We start from the raw sequence: 15,375 nt of genomic DNA on the forward strand, positions 1-15,375 counted from the left end.
ATGCTTTAATCGAAATTAGTATAGTATTTCCCGCCTGAGGAGGGAGAACTTGGATGCAGTAAAAGAGATTGTGATGCAAGTTCTAATTGCCGGTTTGCCAGCATTCCTGTTTCCGTTAATATACCGGAAAGGGAGTAAACCCGGACTGCTGTCCCCAAGACAGGACCCGGAAACGACCCGTTCTATCATGCTAGCGGTTCTTTGCGCTGCGAGCGTGCTGTTTTGCGCCTTGTTCTCCCGCCCATATCATGATGTCATTCCCATGGAATTTGGGAGCCTGCCCTTATTTACACTATTGTTATACGGCAGACTGCGTACGGGCCTCGCTGTGGCTGTCTTTCGGGTAGCCTTATTCCCGATGTATGCCGTTAATCACAATTTGACGGGCTTGCTGCTGGAATCGGGACTGGCGCTGTATCCCTTCATCTTGATGCTGTCCAGGCGGTTTAAAAGCATGCAGCGTCACGACAAGGCGGTCGTCCTGTTTCTATGGTTCGCTGCGGGTCAAATGGCGGCTGTGGTCTCCCCCCTGTTGTCCGGCAGCATTCAACAGCCTCGTGTTTCCGACCTCATTTTTGCTGTCATCCTTCATCTGGCTGCCGCAGCCATCTTGTGCTGCTTGTATAACTATTACGTGGAGAACGCAATGGAGATGGAGCAGCTGCGGGGCCAGGTGGCGGAGCTAACGGTGAAATATATCGGAGAAACGGACAAACTGCAGCAGATCATGGATGCTGCTCCGCTGAACATTATTTTGATCGATCGCCAGGGCTGCCTTGTCTCAGTGAATGACACATTTCTTCAATTATACCGAAATGAACATCCTTCCGCGACCAGGGAGGACTTAATTGGCAGGAGGCTCGGCGGAAATTGCGGCGGATTCGATATAGGCATGGTTGCTTCGCGGGTTGAGAAGACGTTGATGGCGGGCGTCAAGACGACGGAACTGCTGCAAGAGGGGGAGAAAGTATTCTTCACGAGCACCTCCCCGATTATGGATGGGCGCACCAACGATGTAACCGGCGTAGTGATTATCGTGCAGGATATTACCGAACTCGAGACACTGCGGATGGAGCTGATCCATGTAGAGCGGCTGAGTCTTGTCGGCCAAATGGCGGCCGGAATTACCCATGAAATCCGCAATCCGATGGCGGTGGTCAGAGGTTTCCTGCAGCTGATGCGCGAGAAGAGCGCAAATGATCTGGATCATTATTACCGGATTGTGATGGAGGAGCTTGACCGGGCCAATAGCATCATCAATGATTTTCTGGCTTTGGCACAAAACCGGATCGTCACGAAGGAGTTGTGCAGCCTGCATCACATTATCGAAGAGCTGAAGCCGCTATTATGGGCTGATGCCAATTTGCGCGGGCAGAGCATCGAGGTCAAATTGGATGAGCGCGTTCCCATGCTCTACCTAAATCCGAAGGAAATCAAGCAGCTGATCCTTAATTTGGCCCGTAACGGCATGGAAGCGATGGGGGAGAAGGGACTTCTGACGGTAAGCACGCGTTTGGACGAAGACGGCGTCAAGCTGTACATTACAGATATGGGGGCGGGGATTTCTCCCGCACAGCAGCAGAAGCTGTTTGCCCCTTTTTATACGACGAAGGAAAAAGGAACCGGACTGGGCCTTCCGTTATGCCTGAGCATTATGGAGCGTCATGGCGGGAAAATTACCGTTCGGTCGAAGGAAGGAATCGGCACGACTTTTATTTCAGTTTTTCCGGTAGATGTGAGCTCTTCGCAAGGGGGGAACTGAGGAGCCGGCAGACTTTAAGTTGCTTTCCTCCTTCATGAATGTATAATAAAGTATAGCCAAACACAGATGAGATAAAAGTCACAAATCTGTGTCAATCAGTGTTTAAGGAGTGAAAGTAATGTCCATGTCATTTGACCAATATATGCGCGATATGGTTCAGCCGATGAGAGATGAATTAACTGTCTTGGGAATCCAGGAGCTGAGAACGCCGGAGGATGTCGAGACTAAGCTGCCTGCAGCGAAAGGAACGGCACTTGTTGTCGTGAACTCAGTATGCGGCTGTGCCGCCGGGCAATGCCGTCCGGGCGTAGCCAGAGCGCTGCAGCATGATTTGACGCCGGACCACCTCTATACGGTATTCGCCGGACAAGATAAGGAAGCGACAGCCAAGGCTCGCGAGTATTTTGCGCCATACCCGCCTTCATCTCCTTCCATTGCGCTGCTGAAGGATGGCGAGCTTGTTCACTTTATCGAGCGCCATCAAATTGAGGACCGTTCGGCTGAGGAGATTGCCGCTGATTTGACCAGCGCTTTCGACCGTTTCTGCCGCTAAGGAGCATCGTCTAGCCCCGCTGATTTCGGCATATTTGCCGATTAGCGGGGCTTTTTTAGGATAAAGACAGTTGTTCCACGTGATTATAGAAGGGAAGAGGGATCAGACCATGGGGATGCAGCAGGAAATCATTGAAGCGTTAGGGGTCAAGCCGAGCATTGATGCAGATGAGGAAATTGCGGCACGTGTCGAGTTTCTGAAAAATCACGTGACGAGCTCGCGGGCGACCGGACTGCTGATCGCCATCAGCGGCGGATTGGACAGTGCCGCAGCTGCAGGGCTCTGCAAACAGGCAACGGATGAACTGACGCAGGAGACGGGAATGGACTATATGACGCTGGGCGTCTTTCAGCCTTATGGGGAGCAGGAAGACATCGAACATAGCTATGAGACGGCGAGGTCGCTTGGGCTTGCGCATACGGTGGAGACGAATATCGAGGATACGGTGGACGAGATCGCTCTAGAAGTGGAGCATGGGATGAGAAGCATCGGCCAATACAGGCATTTAAGCATACCCGGCAAAGGAAATGTCAAAGCCCGGGCGCGAATGGTTATGCAATATGCCTTGTCCCAAGAGCTTAATCTGCTTGTCGTTGGCACTGGCCATGCCTCGGAGGCTGTCGCCGGGTTCTATACCAAATGGGGCGATGGCGCTGCCGATCTTATGCCGCTAGGGTCATTGACCAAGCGCCAAATCCGTCAGATTGCTGTGGCCCTTGGCATCCCGGACAGCATTATCAACAAAGCTCCAACTGCCGGTCTGTGGGCGGGGCAGAATGACGAGCAGGAGCTGGGCGTAAGTTACGAAGATAACTGCGATTATTTGGAGGGTAAAGCTATAGATCCAAGGGTACAGAAGCGGCTGGAGTCCTATTATATGAAAACAAGTCATAAGCGCAATCCGATTCCTCGCATATAGCGTGAAAGAACAAGCGAGAAGAAGCCCTGCATCCTCTAAGGAACAGGGCTTCTTCCTGCTTCTGTAGGAGGGGTGAGGCTGGCTCGTATGAAAATTTGTTGAATCTTTCTTTTTGATTAAGTCGTATATATAGCTAGAGTGTTCAAAGACTGTGTGGTATATTTTAACAAAAATAAATTTATAGAAATGGGAGGAGTAGTATGAAAAACTTAGTGACGATATTTTCTTCACCAAGAGACACCTTCGAAAGAGTAAGAGGGAGTAAGGTAGCCTGGATCCTGCCGACAATTCTTGTAATCATCATTAGTCTTGTTTCGCTTGTATTGCAGATGCCTTATTTGCTGGATTACACCAGACAAGCATGGCTGAAGATGGGGACGGTAGATCCAGCGCAAATCGAGCAGATGTTAGGCATGACCGCTATAACAAGTTATGTCGGGGGCATTGTCGGGATCATCATCATGCTCTTCCTGGTGGCGCTTCTGCTCGTGTTATTGAATCTCATCGTACGGGGCGAAGGAAAGTACATGCAATTCGTCAACGTGGTTGCTTATGCGAACTTGCCGACTGTCATTGGCGGATTGTTGACAGCTGTATTGCTGGTAGCCATGAATGCGCAATCCCTGACCGATGTTTCGCTGAGCCTGGGGGCGCTTGTAGCCGACAAGACAGGAGTGGCGTATCGCATACTATCGCTAATTAACCCTTTTACGATATGGGGCTTGTATTTGTATATTGTGGGCGCGGCAACCATGATGAAACGTCCGCGGAAGAAGGTTGCAATCTGGATCGTGGCTGTCTGGTTAATTTACTCGCTCGTTACGGTTCTTTCGGCTCCAGCAGTCTAAGTACATAGGATAGGGTGATGATTTTGTTAAGGAAAAAATGGTTTTGGGGTGCCATACTGGGTTTAGTGATTATTGTCTTAGTTGTCGTCAATATGTCGAACATGAATCGCGCTGTTGCCGTAGAGACGACCGAGGCATTTGAAGGTCTGATTACGGAGGAAATCTATACGAGCGGCAAATTGGAAGCAGGTAACAGTACGGATATTTATTCGCCGACCAGCGGGGTTGTCGAGTCGGTTGAAGTGAAGCAGGGCGATACGGTCACCAAAGGGCAGGTTCTTATGACGCTGCAGATTGACGACGTTAAGGACCAGATTGAGAAGGAGCGTCTCAATATTGAAATGATCGAAACGGAGCGCCTGAATGCGAAGAAGCAGCATTTTGACATGTTCAAGCAGCAGGTGACGGAGGATCCAGCAGCGGAAATCGAGGATTTGGATTTATCATCCTATGATCTGCGGATTCAAAGCAGCAAATTGACGATCGCCTCTCTGGAGAAACGCTTGAACAATCGCGTTGTCAGCGCCAAGGATGAGGGCGTTCTTACGCAGGTGCTCGTCAATCCTGGCCAAATGATTGCGGAGGGCGGCCACATTGCCACCGTTGTAGATTTATCGTCTTACAAGGTCAAAGCAAATCTGAACGAATTGGATGCCGGTAAAGTATACGAAGGCATGAAGGCGGTAATTTCCGGGGAGTCGATCGAGGAGAGCTATGAGGGCGAAGTCACTTATTTGTCGCCGATCGCCGTTCTGGCCGATCCTACTTCTAAAGATGCTTCCGTTGAAATGACGGTGGAGCTAAGCCGCATTTCTCCAGAGCTTCGTCCAGGCTACAACGTGACGATCGAACTGGAAATCCCGGATAAGGAGCGGTTGCTGCTGCCTCTGGACACGGTTCAATATGATGGGGACAAAGCCTATGTATTCAAAATTCAAGATGGAATCGCAGTCAAAACCGACGTGACGACGGGTAAAGAGAACGAGGAGTACGTCGAGATCGTATCCGGGGTCACCAAGGGGGAAAGTGTCGTATCGGAAGGGGCCAGGCAGCTCCGGGACGGCGATAAGGTGAAACTGCAATGATTACTCTAAAGAACATTTCAAAAACTTATAAGAACGGCGAGTTGGAAGTACAGGCTCTGCAGCCGCTTAACCTGAAGGTAGAGCAGGGGGAGTTCGTCGCGATTATGGGTTCGTCTGGATCCGGCAAATCTACGCTAATGAACATTATAGGCTGTCTCGATGTGCCGTCTTCCGGCGAGTACGTGCTGGACGGCGAAGAAGTCCATACTTTGGATGAAGAGCAGCTTGCGCGGGTGCGCAACCGCAAAATCGGCTTCGTCTTCCAGAGCTTCAACCTGCTCGGCAGACAGACGGTGCTCCAGAACGTAACCCTGCCGATGATGTACGCGGGGATCGGCCGCGAGCAGCGGAATGAGCGGGCGCTCGAGCTGCTGAAGAAGGTTGGGCTGGAGGGGCGCGTCAAGCACCGGCCGACCGAGCTGTCGGGGGGACAGCGGCAGCGGGTAGCCATTGCCCGAGCCCTGACGATGAATGCACCAATCCTGCTTGCGGACGAGCCGACCGGTAATCTGGATACGAAATCATCCCATGAAATCATGCAGTTGTTTAAAGAGATTCATCAGGAAGGAACGACCATCGTGCTGGTAACCCACGAGCCCGATATCGCAGAACACGCGGACCGAATTCTGCTGTTCGGCGATGGCCAAATGCTCAAAGATACGCGCAAAGGAAGTGTGGTCACATGAGCATATGGGAGAGTATATGGGTCGCGCTTGATAATTTGCGGCTGAACAAGCTGCGTTCGTTCCTTACGATGATCGGTATTGTGTTTGGCGTCGCGGCGGTAGTTACCGTCGTATCGATTGGCCAGGCCGGACAAAGTTCCATTCTGTCCATTGTGTCTGTTTATGAAGACGGGTATTTTGTCATTTACCAGAATCCGATGGAGAGCGGCAGCGACGGCGACACCGATTTTCGCCTGCGGGATTTGACGGAAATCCGGAAGCTGGATGGTGTGCGTTACGCTTCTTCGTCACTGCCTTATTCCATGACCATGAAATATAAGAAGGACACGCTCCGTTTTACCATTACGGCTACGACTCATCAAACGAGCAGGATGCAAAAAATCGATATCGTTGCGGGACGTTTCTTTACTTCTCAAGAGGAGCGGGCCAGGCAGAAGGTTGCTGTGGTGGACAGTAAGTTTGCCGAAAAGGTGTATGGCTCGGAGAAGGCGGCTATCGGGCGGAAGCTGGTGCTGTCGGATGGAACGTTCCGCATCGTCGGCGTCTATAAACCGCAGGATTCCATTCTGAGCGGGATGCAGGGGGAGCAATATTCTGCTTTTGCGCCGATTACGGCTATGCCTCCGGGGAAAAATGGAGAGGGCGAGCGTTTTCAGGCACTCGAAGTGGTTGCTGCGTCACCGGAAAAAACGGATGAAACGGTGCAGACGGTAAAGAAGTGGCTCGCTAATCTGAATAATGTGAATACTAGTGCTTATGCATCACAGACCGGGAAGGAAGCGGAGCAGATGGTATCCAGCACCTTCTCGATCCTTCAGACGATCATCGGTTCGATTGCCGGCATCTCCTTGCTGGTCGGCGGAATCGGCGTCATGAACATCATGCTCGTTTCCGTCACAGAGCGGACACGGGAAATCGGGATCCGCAAGGCGATCGGAGCTACGCCAGGTACAATCATGCTGCAATTTATGATTGAGGCGGTCGTGCTGTGTTTCATTGGTGGCACTGCCGGCGCGCTGCTGGGACTCGGAGCAGCCTTTCTCTTCTCGACCATTTCCGGCTGGCCGTTCGTCGTATCGCTATGGGCCATTCTGCTGGCGTTCGGATTCTCTGCAGCCGTAGGTATTTTCTTTGGCTTGTACCCGGCCAATAAAGCATCCAAGCTGCATCCGATTGAAGCTCTGCGTTATGAGTAAGAGAGGTTTGAACGATGGATTCGAGGATATACGCAGAAGCCGGGTTATCCGTATAGAACGGATAACCCGGCTTCTTTGCGATTTATTTAACGGTGGACAAGGTTTGGGATATAAACAACAGGCTTGCCTTAATGGCTTCTTCCAGCGGTTGAGTTGGTCCCTGGAAGGGATGGACGGTATTAAATGTATGATTGCCTCCCGGAATATGAATCCAGGGAATATCCGGTCTGATGGATACGAGACGGCTGGAGCCTTGGCGCAGATGCGCTCCATCATCCGAGCCCTGGATCAGGGCGACCTTAAAGGAAGCCGTGGGAATGCGGCCAAGGATATCGTAGCGCTCCTTATGGCGATCCATATCCTCCAGGATGGCAACGTCAAGCGGCATCTGCTGTCCTGTTCGGCCGTTCATCACATAGCTTCGTCCATTCTCGCGCATTTCCAGCTTCTGGGATTCCGTGAACACATCGAGGTTTGTCACTCCGTTCCAGGACAGAACGCCGGTTACGCTGTCCGGATGATCGAGCGCATACACGAGCGACACACCGGCTCCGCGGCTGTGTCCAAGCAGGAATAACGGCAGGGAGCGCAGCTTCTCCTCCTGGTTCAGGCCGGCGATCAGTGCGCCGAGATCGGCTAGCTCCCGCTCATATGTATTCGTTGCGAACCGTTCGAGCTCCGTAAATTCAAAGGGGTCATCGCCGATTCCGTTATGGGAGAAGTTGAACGTGACTACCTCGTGCTGCTTGCTCAGCTGTTCAGCGACGTAAGGGAACATGCCCCAGTCTTTAAAGCCCTTGTATCCGTGAGCGATAATGATAAGGCTTGCTGCTTCTTCCTGGGCGGGGAATCGGGTACAGCGCAGCAAATGGCCGCCTTCCAGCGGAATGTTGAAATCCATCGGCATGATCAAACGCATCCTTTCGTGACAGGTTTGAGACGCTAAATCCTTATTTTGTGCTATTATACCATACTGAATCGGAAGGCTCTCGCTTCACAGGATGTTCCCTGTTACAATTGGGAAGGGATTTCGTGAGACCGCTGAGCGGACTGCGAATACAGCCTTTTTTGAAGGAAGTGATGTCGTTGATATATGGCATAGGCCATGATGTGGTTGAAATAGATCGGGTTCGTAAAATACTAGACGGAGCCTCGGGGGACAGGCTGCTGAAGCGCGTGCTGACTCCGGACGAGCAGAAGCTGCCTGGCAGCATATCGCGTCCGGCGGAATTTCTGGCCGGCCGGTTCGCGGCCAAAGAGGCCATCAGCAAAGCTTTTGGCTGCGGCATCGGCAGTGTGCTTGGCTTCGCGGACATGTCCATTCTGCCGGATGTTCAGGGGAAACCTCATGTCGTATTGACGCAGGAAGCATGGCAGCGTCTCGGTCTGGCTGAAGGTCCGGCAGGCTATGCCGTGCATCTCAGCATCACGCATGAGCGCCAGCTGGCTTCGGCATTCGTCGTTGTAGAGAGAGTGTAACGAAGGGGAGAGCTACTGGATGATCGAAGAAAAATGGAGCGAGGAGAGCAGAACGTATTTCAGCACGGAGCTGCTGTCCTGGTATGAACGTTCGAAGCGGGATCTGCCGTGGCGCAGGCATCGCGATCCCTATTATATTTGGATATCGGAGATTATGCTGCAGCAGACCCGCGTGGATACGGTCATTCCGTATTTCCACCGGTTCATTGAGCGTTTTCCGACGATAGCGAGCTTGGCCGAAGCGCCGGAGGAGGACGTGCTGAAATGCTGGGAAGGACTCGGCTATTATTCCCGGGCCCGGAATTTGCAGGCGGCCGCCCGCCAGGTGATGGAGCGCCACGGCGGCCAGGTGCCGCGCGACAAGGCGTCTGTCGCGGCGCTTAAGGGAGTCGGCCCGTATACGACCGGGGCGATCCTTAGCATCGCCTTCGATCAGCCGGAGCCCGCCGTCGACGGAAATGTAATGCGCGTGCTATCCCGGTATTTCTTCATCGAAGAGGATATCATGAAGACGGGAACGCGGGCGCTGATGGAAGGGCTCGCGGCGTCGCTTATTCCGGCAGGCCGGGCTGCTGATTTCAATCAGGCGTTAATGGAGCTGGGGGCGCTGGTATGCACCCCGAAGGCTCCGCAATGCCTGACATGCCCGGTCATGGCGCATTGCTCGGCGCGCCTGGAAGGCGCCGAGCTTCGCCTGCCGGTGAAGAGCAAGGCGAAGCCGCCGCGTCCCGAGCATCGGATCGCCGCCCTCGTGGAGGGCGAAGGAGATCGGGAGGGACGGGTGCTCGTACGCCGGCGGCCGGATACGGGGCTGCTCGCGCGGATGTGGGAGCTGCCCCATGTGCTGGCGGCCGCGAAGCCTAGCGAGGGTGCCGATTTGCCGGATGGCGCGGCGATGAGCCGACTGGCGGGAACGCTGGCCGAGGAGGGCGCGTACGTCCGGCCAGAAGGGCCGTTTATGACGGCGGAGCATATTTTCAGCCATATCCATTGGTATATGCGCGTGTTCCGCTTCCAGGAAGCCGCCGCCTTGAGCGCGTTGGCCGGCTTTGCCGAGCTGGCGGTGGCGGAGCCCAAGGCTGCATATGATGAAGGGGAGCGGGCTGAGGAGTATCGCTGGATTACGCTTGAGGATATGGAGGAACTCGCTTTTCCCAATGTATTCTTAAAGATTCTTCATCAATATTTCAATGATAAACAGCAGAAGTAACTATAAAAGCAGACCAGGAATCGGGAACGTTCTTGGCCTGCTTTTGTGTATGCGGGTTATTGATGGTGAACGTTAGCTATTTCTTGGTTTGGCTGTGGGCAGCAGTATATGTGCCAGTTAGTGTCGAATGATGTCGGAGCTTGCATGTTCTGGCAAACCCGGCTATTCAAGCATCCGGTTCTCGACGTCCTTCATATTGTTCTGTTGGTCGGTTTCCCGGTGCTGCGGCTCAACGACCTGTCCTTTTTCTGTTGGAGCATCGCCGCTAACGCTGCGTACGAAGCTGGTGAATTGCAACTTTTGCTTGTCAGCCTCCTGCTTGGCCGCAAGCAGTTCTTGCGGGTCATTGGTCAACGGTCGTAACGTGTCATCGGTCAATGTTATACCTCCTTTCAGGGTCATATATTTTAAGATTACCCGAAGCGCCGTTTTTCAATCGGTATTTCAGGCGAAGGAAAAAAGGCTGCAAAATGCCCCGTTATCCCTGTCAATATGATATAATGTGTGGCGTGTGGCAGGTCTTTCCTGAATTGAACTTGTTTATAATTCTTTTGTTAATTTTCCGTTTAAGAACTCTCTGAAAATAGCAATATCCCCCTTAGAATTAACCCCGCTATAACAAAACCTATTTCTGGCAGATCCCTTTTTTATGCACTTACATTTCCAGTATTAGCATTAATTTTATCGATAAATAATGTAAACGCTTAATATAAAGCGCTTTCAGAAGAAAAATGGTGTATTTCCCTGATTATTATGGTTTAATGGACAAGTAAGGAGTTTTTCCTCGGTTTTTGTCTAGATTTAATTATTCGTTGGATGTTAAAAATGGACCGTGTGTTTTACATGATTCTATCAAAGCAAAGGAAAAGGGAGATCATAGCATGCGTATTCGTTCCTTCCAGTTGAGTGATGCCAATCAAGTGATGGAGCTTCTGCAGGTATCCTTGTCAGAGCAGTGCTACGAAGACACTAAGCGGGCTTTTGCCAGACAATTGTCCTGGGATTCGGAATTAATCATGGTTGCGGAAGCCGAAGAGGAAATCGTGGGGGTCTTAATCGGGACGATCGATCAAAATCTAGGCTGCATTTATCGGACTGCGGTTCATCCCGAATACCGTCGTCAAGGGTATGGCAAGAGGCTGGTTAGCGCTATGGAGCAGCGGTTCCAGCAGCGCAACGTTCGCCGGATCGTTGTAGCTGGCGATGAACACAATAAGGCTGTTATGCCGCTGTATGAAGCGATGGGATACGGAGCAAGCAAGTTTCTGGAAGCGTTCCATAATTTGGGTATCGCAGCAGTCCGTTCGCTGTAAGGTTCTATAAATAAATCCAATGCCGCCCTGCGGTTAAATTGGATAATGATCTCATGTGATGATGAAGCATATCTTCCGTCCGTTGCAATTGGGCGATAGATATGCTTTTCTATTATTATGCCTTATTTTTGATAAGCAGGTCGTTTTTAGGCATGGATTTACATGAATTCAATGGATTACGATATAGAAGAGGTGCAGTATGAAGCCAGTCAATTTACCGGAGCACCGGGATACGGACCATCCAGAGTATGTTCGCAAGCGAGCTGAGGTTGACGAGGATTACACGGAAGCCAAGGGGCGTGCAGCTGAGAAATCTGCTCCGCCCGTTCTTCAGAACAAATGGGTTCGTGAGCTGTGGGACTTGGGCAAGACGGCCGCAATTGCATTTATCATAATGCTCCTGCTGAATATGTTCGTGTTTAACCTGTCGATGGTGAAGGGTGAATCGATGCAGCCGACACTGGAAGAGCAGGAGCGGTTATTCGTCGACAAAATCGTTTATTACTTCTCATCACCACGCAGCGGTGATATCGTTGTGCTCAAAGATCCCAGCACCGGGCCTGATAAGAAGCATTACCTTGTCAAACGGGTTATTGCTGCCCCTGGCGAAACGGTGGAAATTCGCGACCATGTCCTGTACGTGAACGGACAAGCTCTGAACGAGCCTTATACCGATGTGCAGATCGAGGATCGGGATTTCGCGGAAATAAGGCTGGGCGAGAACGAATATTTCGTGATGGGAGACAATCGCCGCTACGGTCGCAGCAAGGACAGCCGCAGCTTCGGCAGTGTGCAGAAGAAGGACATCGTCGGCCGCGCAGAATTCGTGTTCTGGCCGGTGACTAAAATAAGAGGTTTGTAAAATACAGTAGGTTGGAGGATATCCCGTGAAGGAGATTACGATTTATACCGATGGAGCCTGCTCCGGAAATCCAGGCCCCGGGGGCTGGGGAGCCATATTGATGTATAACGGCCATCGTAAGGAGCTATCTGGCGGCGAGCCGATGACGACGAATAACCGCATGGAAATCCAAGCGGTCATTTCGGCATTGGAGCAGCTGAAGGAGCCGTGCCTTGTGAAGGTATACAGCGATTCTGCCTATGTCGTCAATTGCTTTAAGCAGGGATGGATTCGCAACTGGCTGAGAAATGGCTGGAAGAACAGCAAAAACCAGCCGGTCGAGAACCAGGAGCTGTGGCAGGAATTATGGCGCCTGATGCAGATTCATCAGGTTGAATATATCAAGGTCAAGGGACACAGCGATAATGAGCTGAATAACCACTGTGACTTCTTGGCGAGGGAAGCGATCAAGCGAATGTCCCGGTAAATGAGGCGGGACAGAACGCGGGAATGCGGAGTACTTGGCTATTACATCTAAGGAGGGATCGGAGATGACGGAAGCGCGACCTATTGCTGAAGGGAAGCAGAACAGTTCACAGGGCTGGGCCAAGCTGAAGCAGGAGATTAAGGACGCCGCATATTCCATGGGAATCGATGATATCGGATTCGCCTCGGCCGATCCGTTCCTATCATTAAAAAATGTGCTTCTCGATCGCCGGGCTAAAGGTTATGAATCCGGGTTTGAGGAACCTGACATCCATAAAAGGATATACCCTGAGTTGTCGCTGGAACGGCCGGCTTCCTTGATTTCTATTGCGGTAGCCTATCCTTCCAAGCTCAACAATCCACCGAAGTCGGAGCCAGGCCTTCGCCGGGGGATTCTGGCCAGATCAGCTTGGGGCCAGGATTATCACACCGTGCTGCGTGAGGCAATGGCCCGGCTGGAGGAGTTCATCAAGGAGAGGGTAGAAGGAGCCCGTATCGAAAGCATGGTAGATACGGGAGCACTGGTGGACCGTGCCGTGGCCGAGCGGGCCGGTATCGGCTTTAAGGCGAAGAATTGTATGGTCATTTCGCCGAAATGGGGCTCTTGGATTTACCTCGGCGAGCTGATTACGAATATTCCGTTTGAGCCGGATACTCCTGTAACCGAGGACTGCGGCGAATGCACGAAGTGCATCGACTCCTGTCCGACGGGCGCCCTGGTGGGACCCGGCGAGCTGAATGCGCAGCGGTGCATCTCTTTTCTGACCCAAACGAAGGGCTTCCTTGAAGACGAGTTCATGAGGAAGATCGGCAACCGTCTGTATGGCTGCGATACCTGTCAGATGGTATGTCCGAAGAACAAGGGCAAGTCGTGGAATCATCGGCCAGAGCTGCAGCCTGATCCGGAAACGGTGAAGCCGCTGCTTCTCCCAATCCTTGATCTGAGCAACCGGGAGTTCAAGGAACGCTTTGGCTCCAGCGCTGCCGCCTGGAGAGGGAAGAAGCCGATCCAGCGGAACGCGGTGATCGCGCTGGGTAACTTCAAAGATCAGGCCGCCGTGCCGAAATTAATAGATATCATGCGAAATGATTCCAGGCCGGTATTGAGAGGAACGGCAGCTTGGGCTTTGAGCCGGATCGGCGGAGAGGAAGCGCTTCAAGCAATTACCCAGGCCGTAACTGCCGAAAAGGACGAAGAGGTGCTAGCATACCTGCAGAAAGCATTGGAAGTGCTGCAGGAGAACGAAGTAAAACGGGAGGATGGGATGGAGTGAATTCGGATGAAGTGAAAAAGGTCCGCTTGTACTATGCGGAGATGGACTCGCCCATCGGCATGCTTACCCTTTGCGGTAGCGACCAGGGACTATGCCATATTGAATTTGGCTCGTACGCGGACCGGGCGGATTTTCTCGGAACATGGGCAAACCGCTACTATTCGGGTGCTGAGTATGTGAATGTCGAGGAGCCGCTGGCTCCGGCCATAGCCCAGCTTGGCGAATACTTCGCCGGGAAACGGCATAGCTTCGGCCTTGCATTGGACATGCGAGGCACAGAATTCCAGCAAAAAGTATGGAAAGCCCTGCTGGATATTCCGTATGGCGCAGCCGTCTCTTATAAGTCGATTGCCGAGCAGATCGGCCAGCCCAAGGCTGTTCGGGCTGTTGGCGGCGCAAATAATAAAAATCCGCTGCCTATCGTTGTTCCTTGTCATCGCGTTATCGGCTCAGGCGGAGCGCTTGTCGGTTACGGAGGGGGATTATCCATCAAAGAAAGCCTGCTCTCTTTAGAGCGCCAGCATCATGATTGTGCATTGACGACATCAGGCGAATAACGATCGCTAAGGGGGATTAATTCATGAGATTCATGAGTGTTGAGGATATCGAACCGGGGCAGTACCTTGGCAAGACTGTATATTCTTCCAACGGGACGGTGCTACTGTCGGCTGGAATCCAGCTTACGGTCTACATGATTACGACGCTGAAGCGCATCGGAGTAACCATGATCTACATTAAAGATCCGAATTTCGAGGACATTGAGGCGGAAGAAGTGCTCAGCGAATCGACGAAAGGCGCGGTCTTCAAGGAAATGAGCCATACGCTGGAGGCGGTAAGGTCCGGCAAGGACTGGAGTACGAGAAAAGTCAGCGTCAGCGTGGACACACTGCTGGAGGATATTTTGAATCACCGGGGCGTGCTGCTTCAGTTGACGGATATTCGCACTGCGGATAATAACGATTACATTCACGCGGTGAACGTATGCCTGCTGTCCTCAATGATCGGGCTTAATATGGGGCTGAATTACTCCCAGCTTAAGGATCTGGCGATCGGAGCTTTGCTGCATGATATCGGTAAAGCGAATCCATTGGCGGAAGGGGCATTCGGGAGTGGGATGGAAGATCACCATACCTGGAGAGGCTTCGAGGTGTTGAAAAATAAGCGCGAGTTCAGTCTGCTGATCGCGCACACCGCTCTTCAGCATCACGAATGCTTGGACGGCAGCGGTCTGCCGCGCGGGCTGGAAAGCGATGACATTCATCTTTTTGCTAAAATTGTAGCTGTGGCAAACCGGTATGATAATCTGATTGGCGGTGGCGGCAGCAATGGCCGCCCTATGCTTCCTCATGAAGCGTGCGAACAATTGATGGCCTTCTCCGAGAAGGAGCTGGATCATGAGGTGCTTGTCGAATTTACAAGAATCGTCTCGGTTTATCCGAACGGAACTTCCGTGCGCCTATCGACAAAGGAGACTGGCGTCGTAGTGCGGCAGCATCGGGGATTGCCCGGACGTCCGGTTGTTCGCGTCATTTTCGGCTCAGGAGAAGATATCGAGGTCAAGGAAGTTGACCTTGCCGTAGAGACGACGACTTTTATCGAAGCGGTATTGGCTTAAATTTTTAAAGATTCATTTGCTAGGTATGTTGCGGAAATGATATTATATCTTGAGGTACTGAAAGCATACCACAACAAGAATGAAACATTTGATCACAATACAGGGGTG

Annotated in this window: 15 protein-coding genes and 1 pseudogene; 14 read left to right on the forward strand and 2 right to left on the reverse strand. The window is 52.1% G+C overall.

From position 1 onward, the window contains the following. The first annotated feature begins 49 nt into the window (after nucleotides 1-49). The 7 genes from MKX50_RS04095 (at nucleotide 50) to MKX50_RS04125 (ending at nucleotide 7,049) form a co-directional block, all read left to right on the forward strand. Nucleotides 50-1,762 (forward strand): ATP-binding protein, encoded by a 1,713-nt coding sequence (locus MKX50_RS04095; protein WP_213594984.1) that lies wholly within the window; start codon nucleotides 50-52, stop codon nucleotides 1,760-1,762. Between the two features lie 118 nt (nucleotides 1,763-1,880). Further along, the gene (locus MKX50_RS04100; RefSeq protein WP_339158489.1) at nucleotides 1,881-2,315 is read left to right on the forward strand and encodes a BrxA/BrxB family bacilliredoxin; all 435 of its coding nucleotides are present in this window, start codon (nucleotides 1,881-1,883) and stop codon (nucleotides 2,313-2,315) included. A gap of 109 nt (nucleotides 2,316-2,424) precedes the next feature. Further along, a complete protein-coding gene (gene nadE / locus MKX50_RS04105; RefSeq protein ID WP_339158490.1) occupies nucleotides 2,425-3,234 on the forward strand; it encodes an ammonia-dependent NAD(+) synthetase in 810 nt (269 codons plus the stop codon). 200 nt (nucleotides 3,235-3,434) lie between these two features. Beyond that, entirely contained in the window at nucleotides 3,435-4,082 is a 648-nt protein-coding gene (locus MKX50_RS04110; RefSeq protein WP_213594988.1) for a Yip1 family protein, read from the forward strand. 65 nt (nucleotides 4,083-4,147) lie between these two features. Then, complete coding sequence (locus MKX50_RS04115) at nucleotides 4,148-5,167, forward strand: efflux RND transporter periplasmic adaptor subunit (RefSeq protein WP_244996879.1); 1,020 nt, start codon at nucleotides 4,148-4,150, stop codon at nucleotides 5,165-5,167. Next, nucleotides 5,164-5,853: an ABC transporter ATP-binding protein gene (locus MKX50_RS04120; protein WP_155611904.1), complete on the forward strand. Its 690-nt coding sequence runs from the start codon at nucleotides 5,164-5,166 to the stop codon at nucleotides 5,851-5,853. Before MKX50_RS04115 ends, MKX50_RS04120 begins: the two co-directional genes overlap by 4 nt. Continuing rightward, entirely contained in the window at nucleotides 5,850-7,049 is a 1,200-nt protein-coding gene (locus tag MKX50_RS04125; protein ID WP_213594992.1) for an ABC transporter permease, read from the forward strand. Before MKX50_RS04120 ends, MKX50_RS04125 begins: the two co-directional genes overlap by 4 nt. 82 nt (nucleotides 7,050-7,131) lie before the next feature. On the opposite strand, the gene MKX50_RS04130 is transcribed toward MKX50_RS04125, so the two are convergent. After that, entirely contained in the window at nucleotides 7,132-7,968 is an 837-nt protein-coding gene (locus tag MKX50_RS04130; RefSeq protein WP_339158491.1) for an alpha/beta hydrolase, read from the reverse strand. A 167-nt stretch (nucleotides 7,969-8,135) separates the two neighbouring features. On the opposite strand from MKX50_RS04130, the gene acpS reads away from it, so the two are divergent. Further along, nucleotides 8,136-8,528: a holo-ACP synthase gene (gene acpS / locus MKX50_RS04135; RefSeq protein WP_213595105.1), complete on the forward strand. Its 393-nt coding sequence runs from the start codon at nucleotides 8,136-8,138 to the stop codon at nucleotides 8,526-8,528. A 19-nt stretch (nucleotides 8,529-8,547) separates the two neighbouring features. Then, nucleotides 8,548-9,738 carry an A/G-specific adenine glycosylase gene (mutY, locus tag MKX50_RS04140; protein ID WP_339158492.1) on the forward strand — a complete coding sequence of 397 codons (1,191 nt, stop codon included), beginning with the start codon at nucleotides 8,548-8,550 and terminating at the stop codon, nucleotides 9,736-9,738. A 162-nt stretch (nucleotides 9,739-9,900) separates the two neighbouring features. Here the strand turns inward: mutY and MKX50_RS04145 are convergent, their stop codons facing one another. Further along, complete coding sequence (locus tag MKX50_RS04145; RefSeq protein WP_339158493.1) at nucleotides 9,901-10,092, reverse strand: hypothetical protein; 192 nt, start codon at nucleotides 10,090-10,092, stop codon at nucleotides 9,901-9,903. Nucleotides 10,093-10,619: 527 nt separating this feature from the next. Between MKX50_RS04145 and MKX50_RS04150 the strand changes: the two genes are divergently transcribed. The 5 genes and pseudogenes from MKX50_RS04150 to MKX50_RS04170 all read left to right on the forward strand — a co-directional run bounded on the left by MKX50_RS04150 (nucleotide 10,620) and on the right by MKX50_RS04170 (nucleotide 15,267). Beyond that, nucleotides 10,620-11,051, forward strand: coding sequence for a GNAT family N-acetyltransferase (locus MKX50_RS04150; protein ID WP_155611909.1), 432 nt, complete (start codon nucleotides 10,620-10,622; stop codon nucleotides 11,049-11,051). A 199-nt stretch (nucleotides 11,052-11,250) separates the two neighbouring features. Further along, complete coding sequence (lepB, locus tag MKX50_RS04155; RefSeq protein ID WP_213595000.1) at nucleotides 11,251-11,913, forward strand: signal peptidase I; 663 nt, start codon at nucleotides 11,251-11,253, stop codon at nucleotides 11,911-11,913. Between the two features lie 25 nt (nucleotides 11,914-11,938). Then, the gene (gene rnhA / locus MKX50_RS04160; protein WP_213595002.1) at nucleotides 11,939-12,379 is read left to right on the forward strand and encodes a ribonuclease HI; all 441 of its coding nucleotides are present in this window, start codon (nucleotides 11,939-11,941) and stop codon (nucleotides 12,377-12,379) included. A gap of 64 nt (nucleotides 12,380-12,443) precedes the next feature. Continuing rightward, nucleotides 12,444-14,209, forward strand: a pseudogene (queG, locus tag MKX50_RS04165) (tRNA epoxyqueuosine(34) reductase QueG). A gap of 23 nt (nucleotides 14,210-14,232) precedes the next feature. Then, a complete protein-coding gene (locus MKX50_RS04170) occupies nucleotides 14,233-15,267 on the forward strand; it encodes an HD domain-containing phosphohydrolase (RefSeq protein ID WP_339158494.1) in 1,035 nt (344 codons plus the stop codon). Nucleotides 15,268-15,375: the final 108 nt, after the last annotated feature.

Source organism: Paenibacillus sp. FSL W8-0186 (genome assembly GCF_037969765.1).
GTDB classification, from domain to species: domain Bacteria; phylum Bacillota; class Bacilli; order Paenibacillales; family Paenibacillaceae; genus Fontibacillus; species Fontibacillus woosongensis.

Coding starts and splice junctions, on each gene's coding strand:
- MKX50_RS04100 (WP_339158489.1), top strand. CDS start 1,881: ATGTCCATGTCATTTGACCAATATATGCGCGATATGGTTCAGCCGATG.
- nadE (WP_339158490.1), top strand. CDS start 2,425: ATGGGGATGCAGCAGGAAATCATTGAAGCGTTAGGGGTCAAGCCGAGC.
- MKX50_RS04110 (WP_213594988.1), top strand. CDS start 3,435: ATGAAAAACTTAGTGACGATATTTTCTTCACCAAGAGACACCTTCGAA.
- MKX50_RS04120 (WP_155611904.1), top strand. CDS start 5,164: ATGATTACTCTAAAGAACATTTCAAAAACTTATAAGAACGGCGAGTTG.
- MKX50_RS04125 (WP_213594992.1), top strand. CDS start 5,850: ATGAGCATATGGGAGAGTATATGGGTCGCGCTTGATAATTTGCGGCTG.
- MKX50_RS04130 (WP_339158491.1), bottom strand. CDS start 7,968: ATGCGTTTGATCATGCCGATGGATTTCAACATTCCGCTGGAAGGCGGC.
- mutY (WP_339158492.1), top strand. CDS start 8,548: ATGATCGAAGAAAAATGGAGCGAGGAGAGCAGAACGTATTTCAGCACG.
- MKX50_RS04150 (WP_155611909.1), top strand. CDS start 10,620: ATGCGTATTCGTTCCTTCCAGTTGAGTGATGCCAATCAAGTGATGGAG.
- lepB (WP_213595000.1), top strand. CDS start 11,251: ATGAAGCCAGTCAATTTACCGGAGCACCGGGATACGGACCATCCAGAG.
- MKX50_RS04170 (WP_339158494.1), top strand. CDS start 14,233: ATGAGATTCATGAGTGTTGAGGATATCGAACCGGGGCAGTACCTTGGC.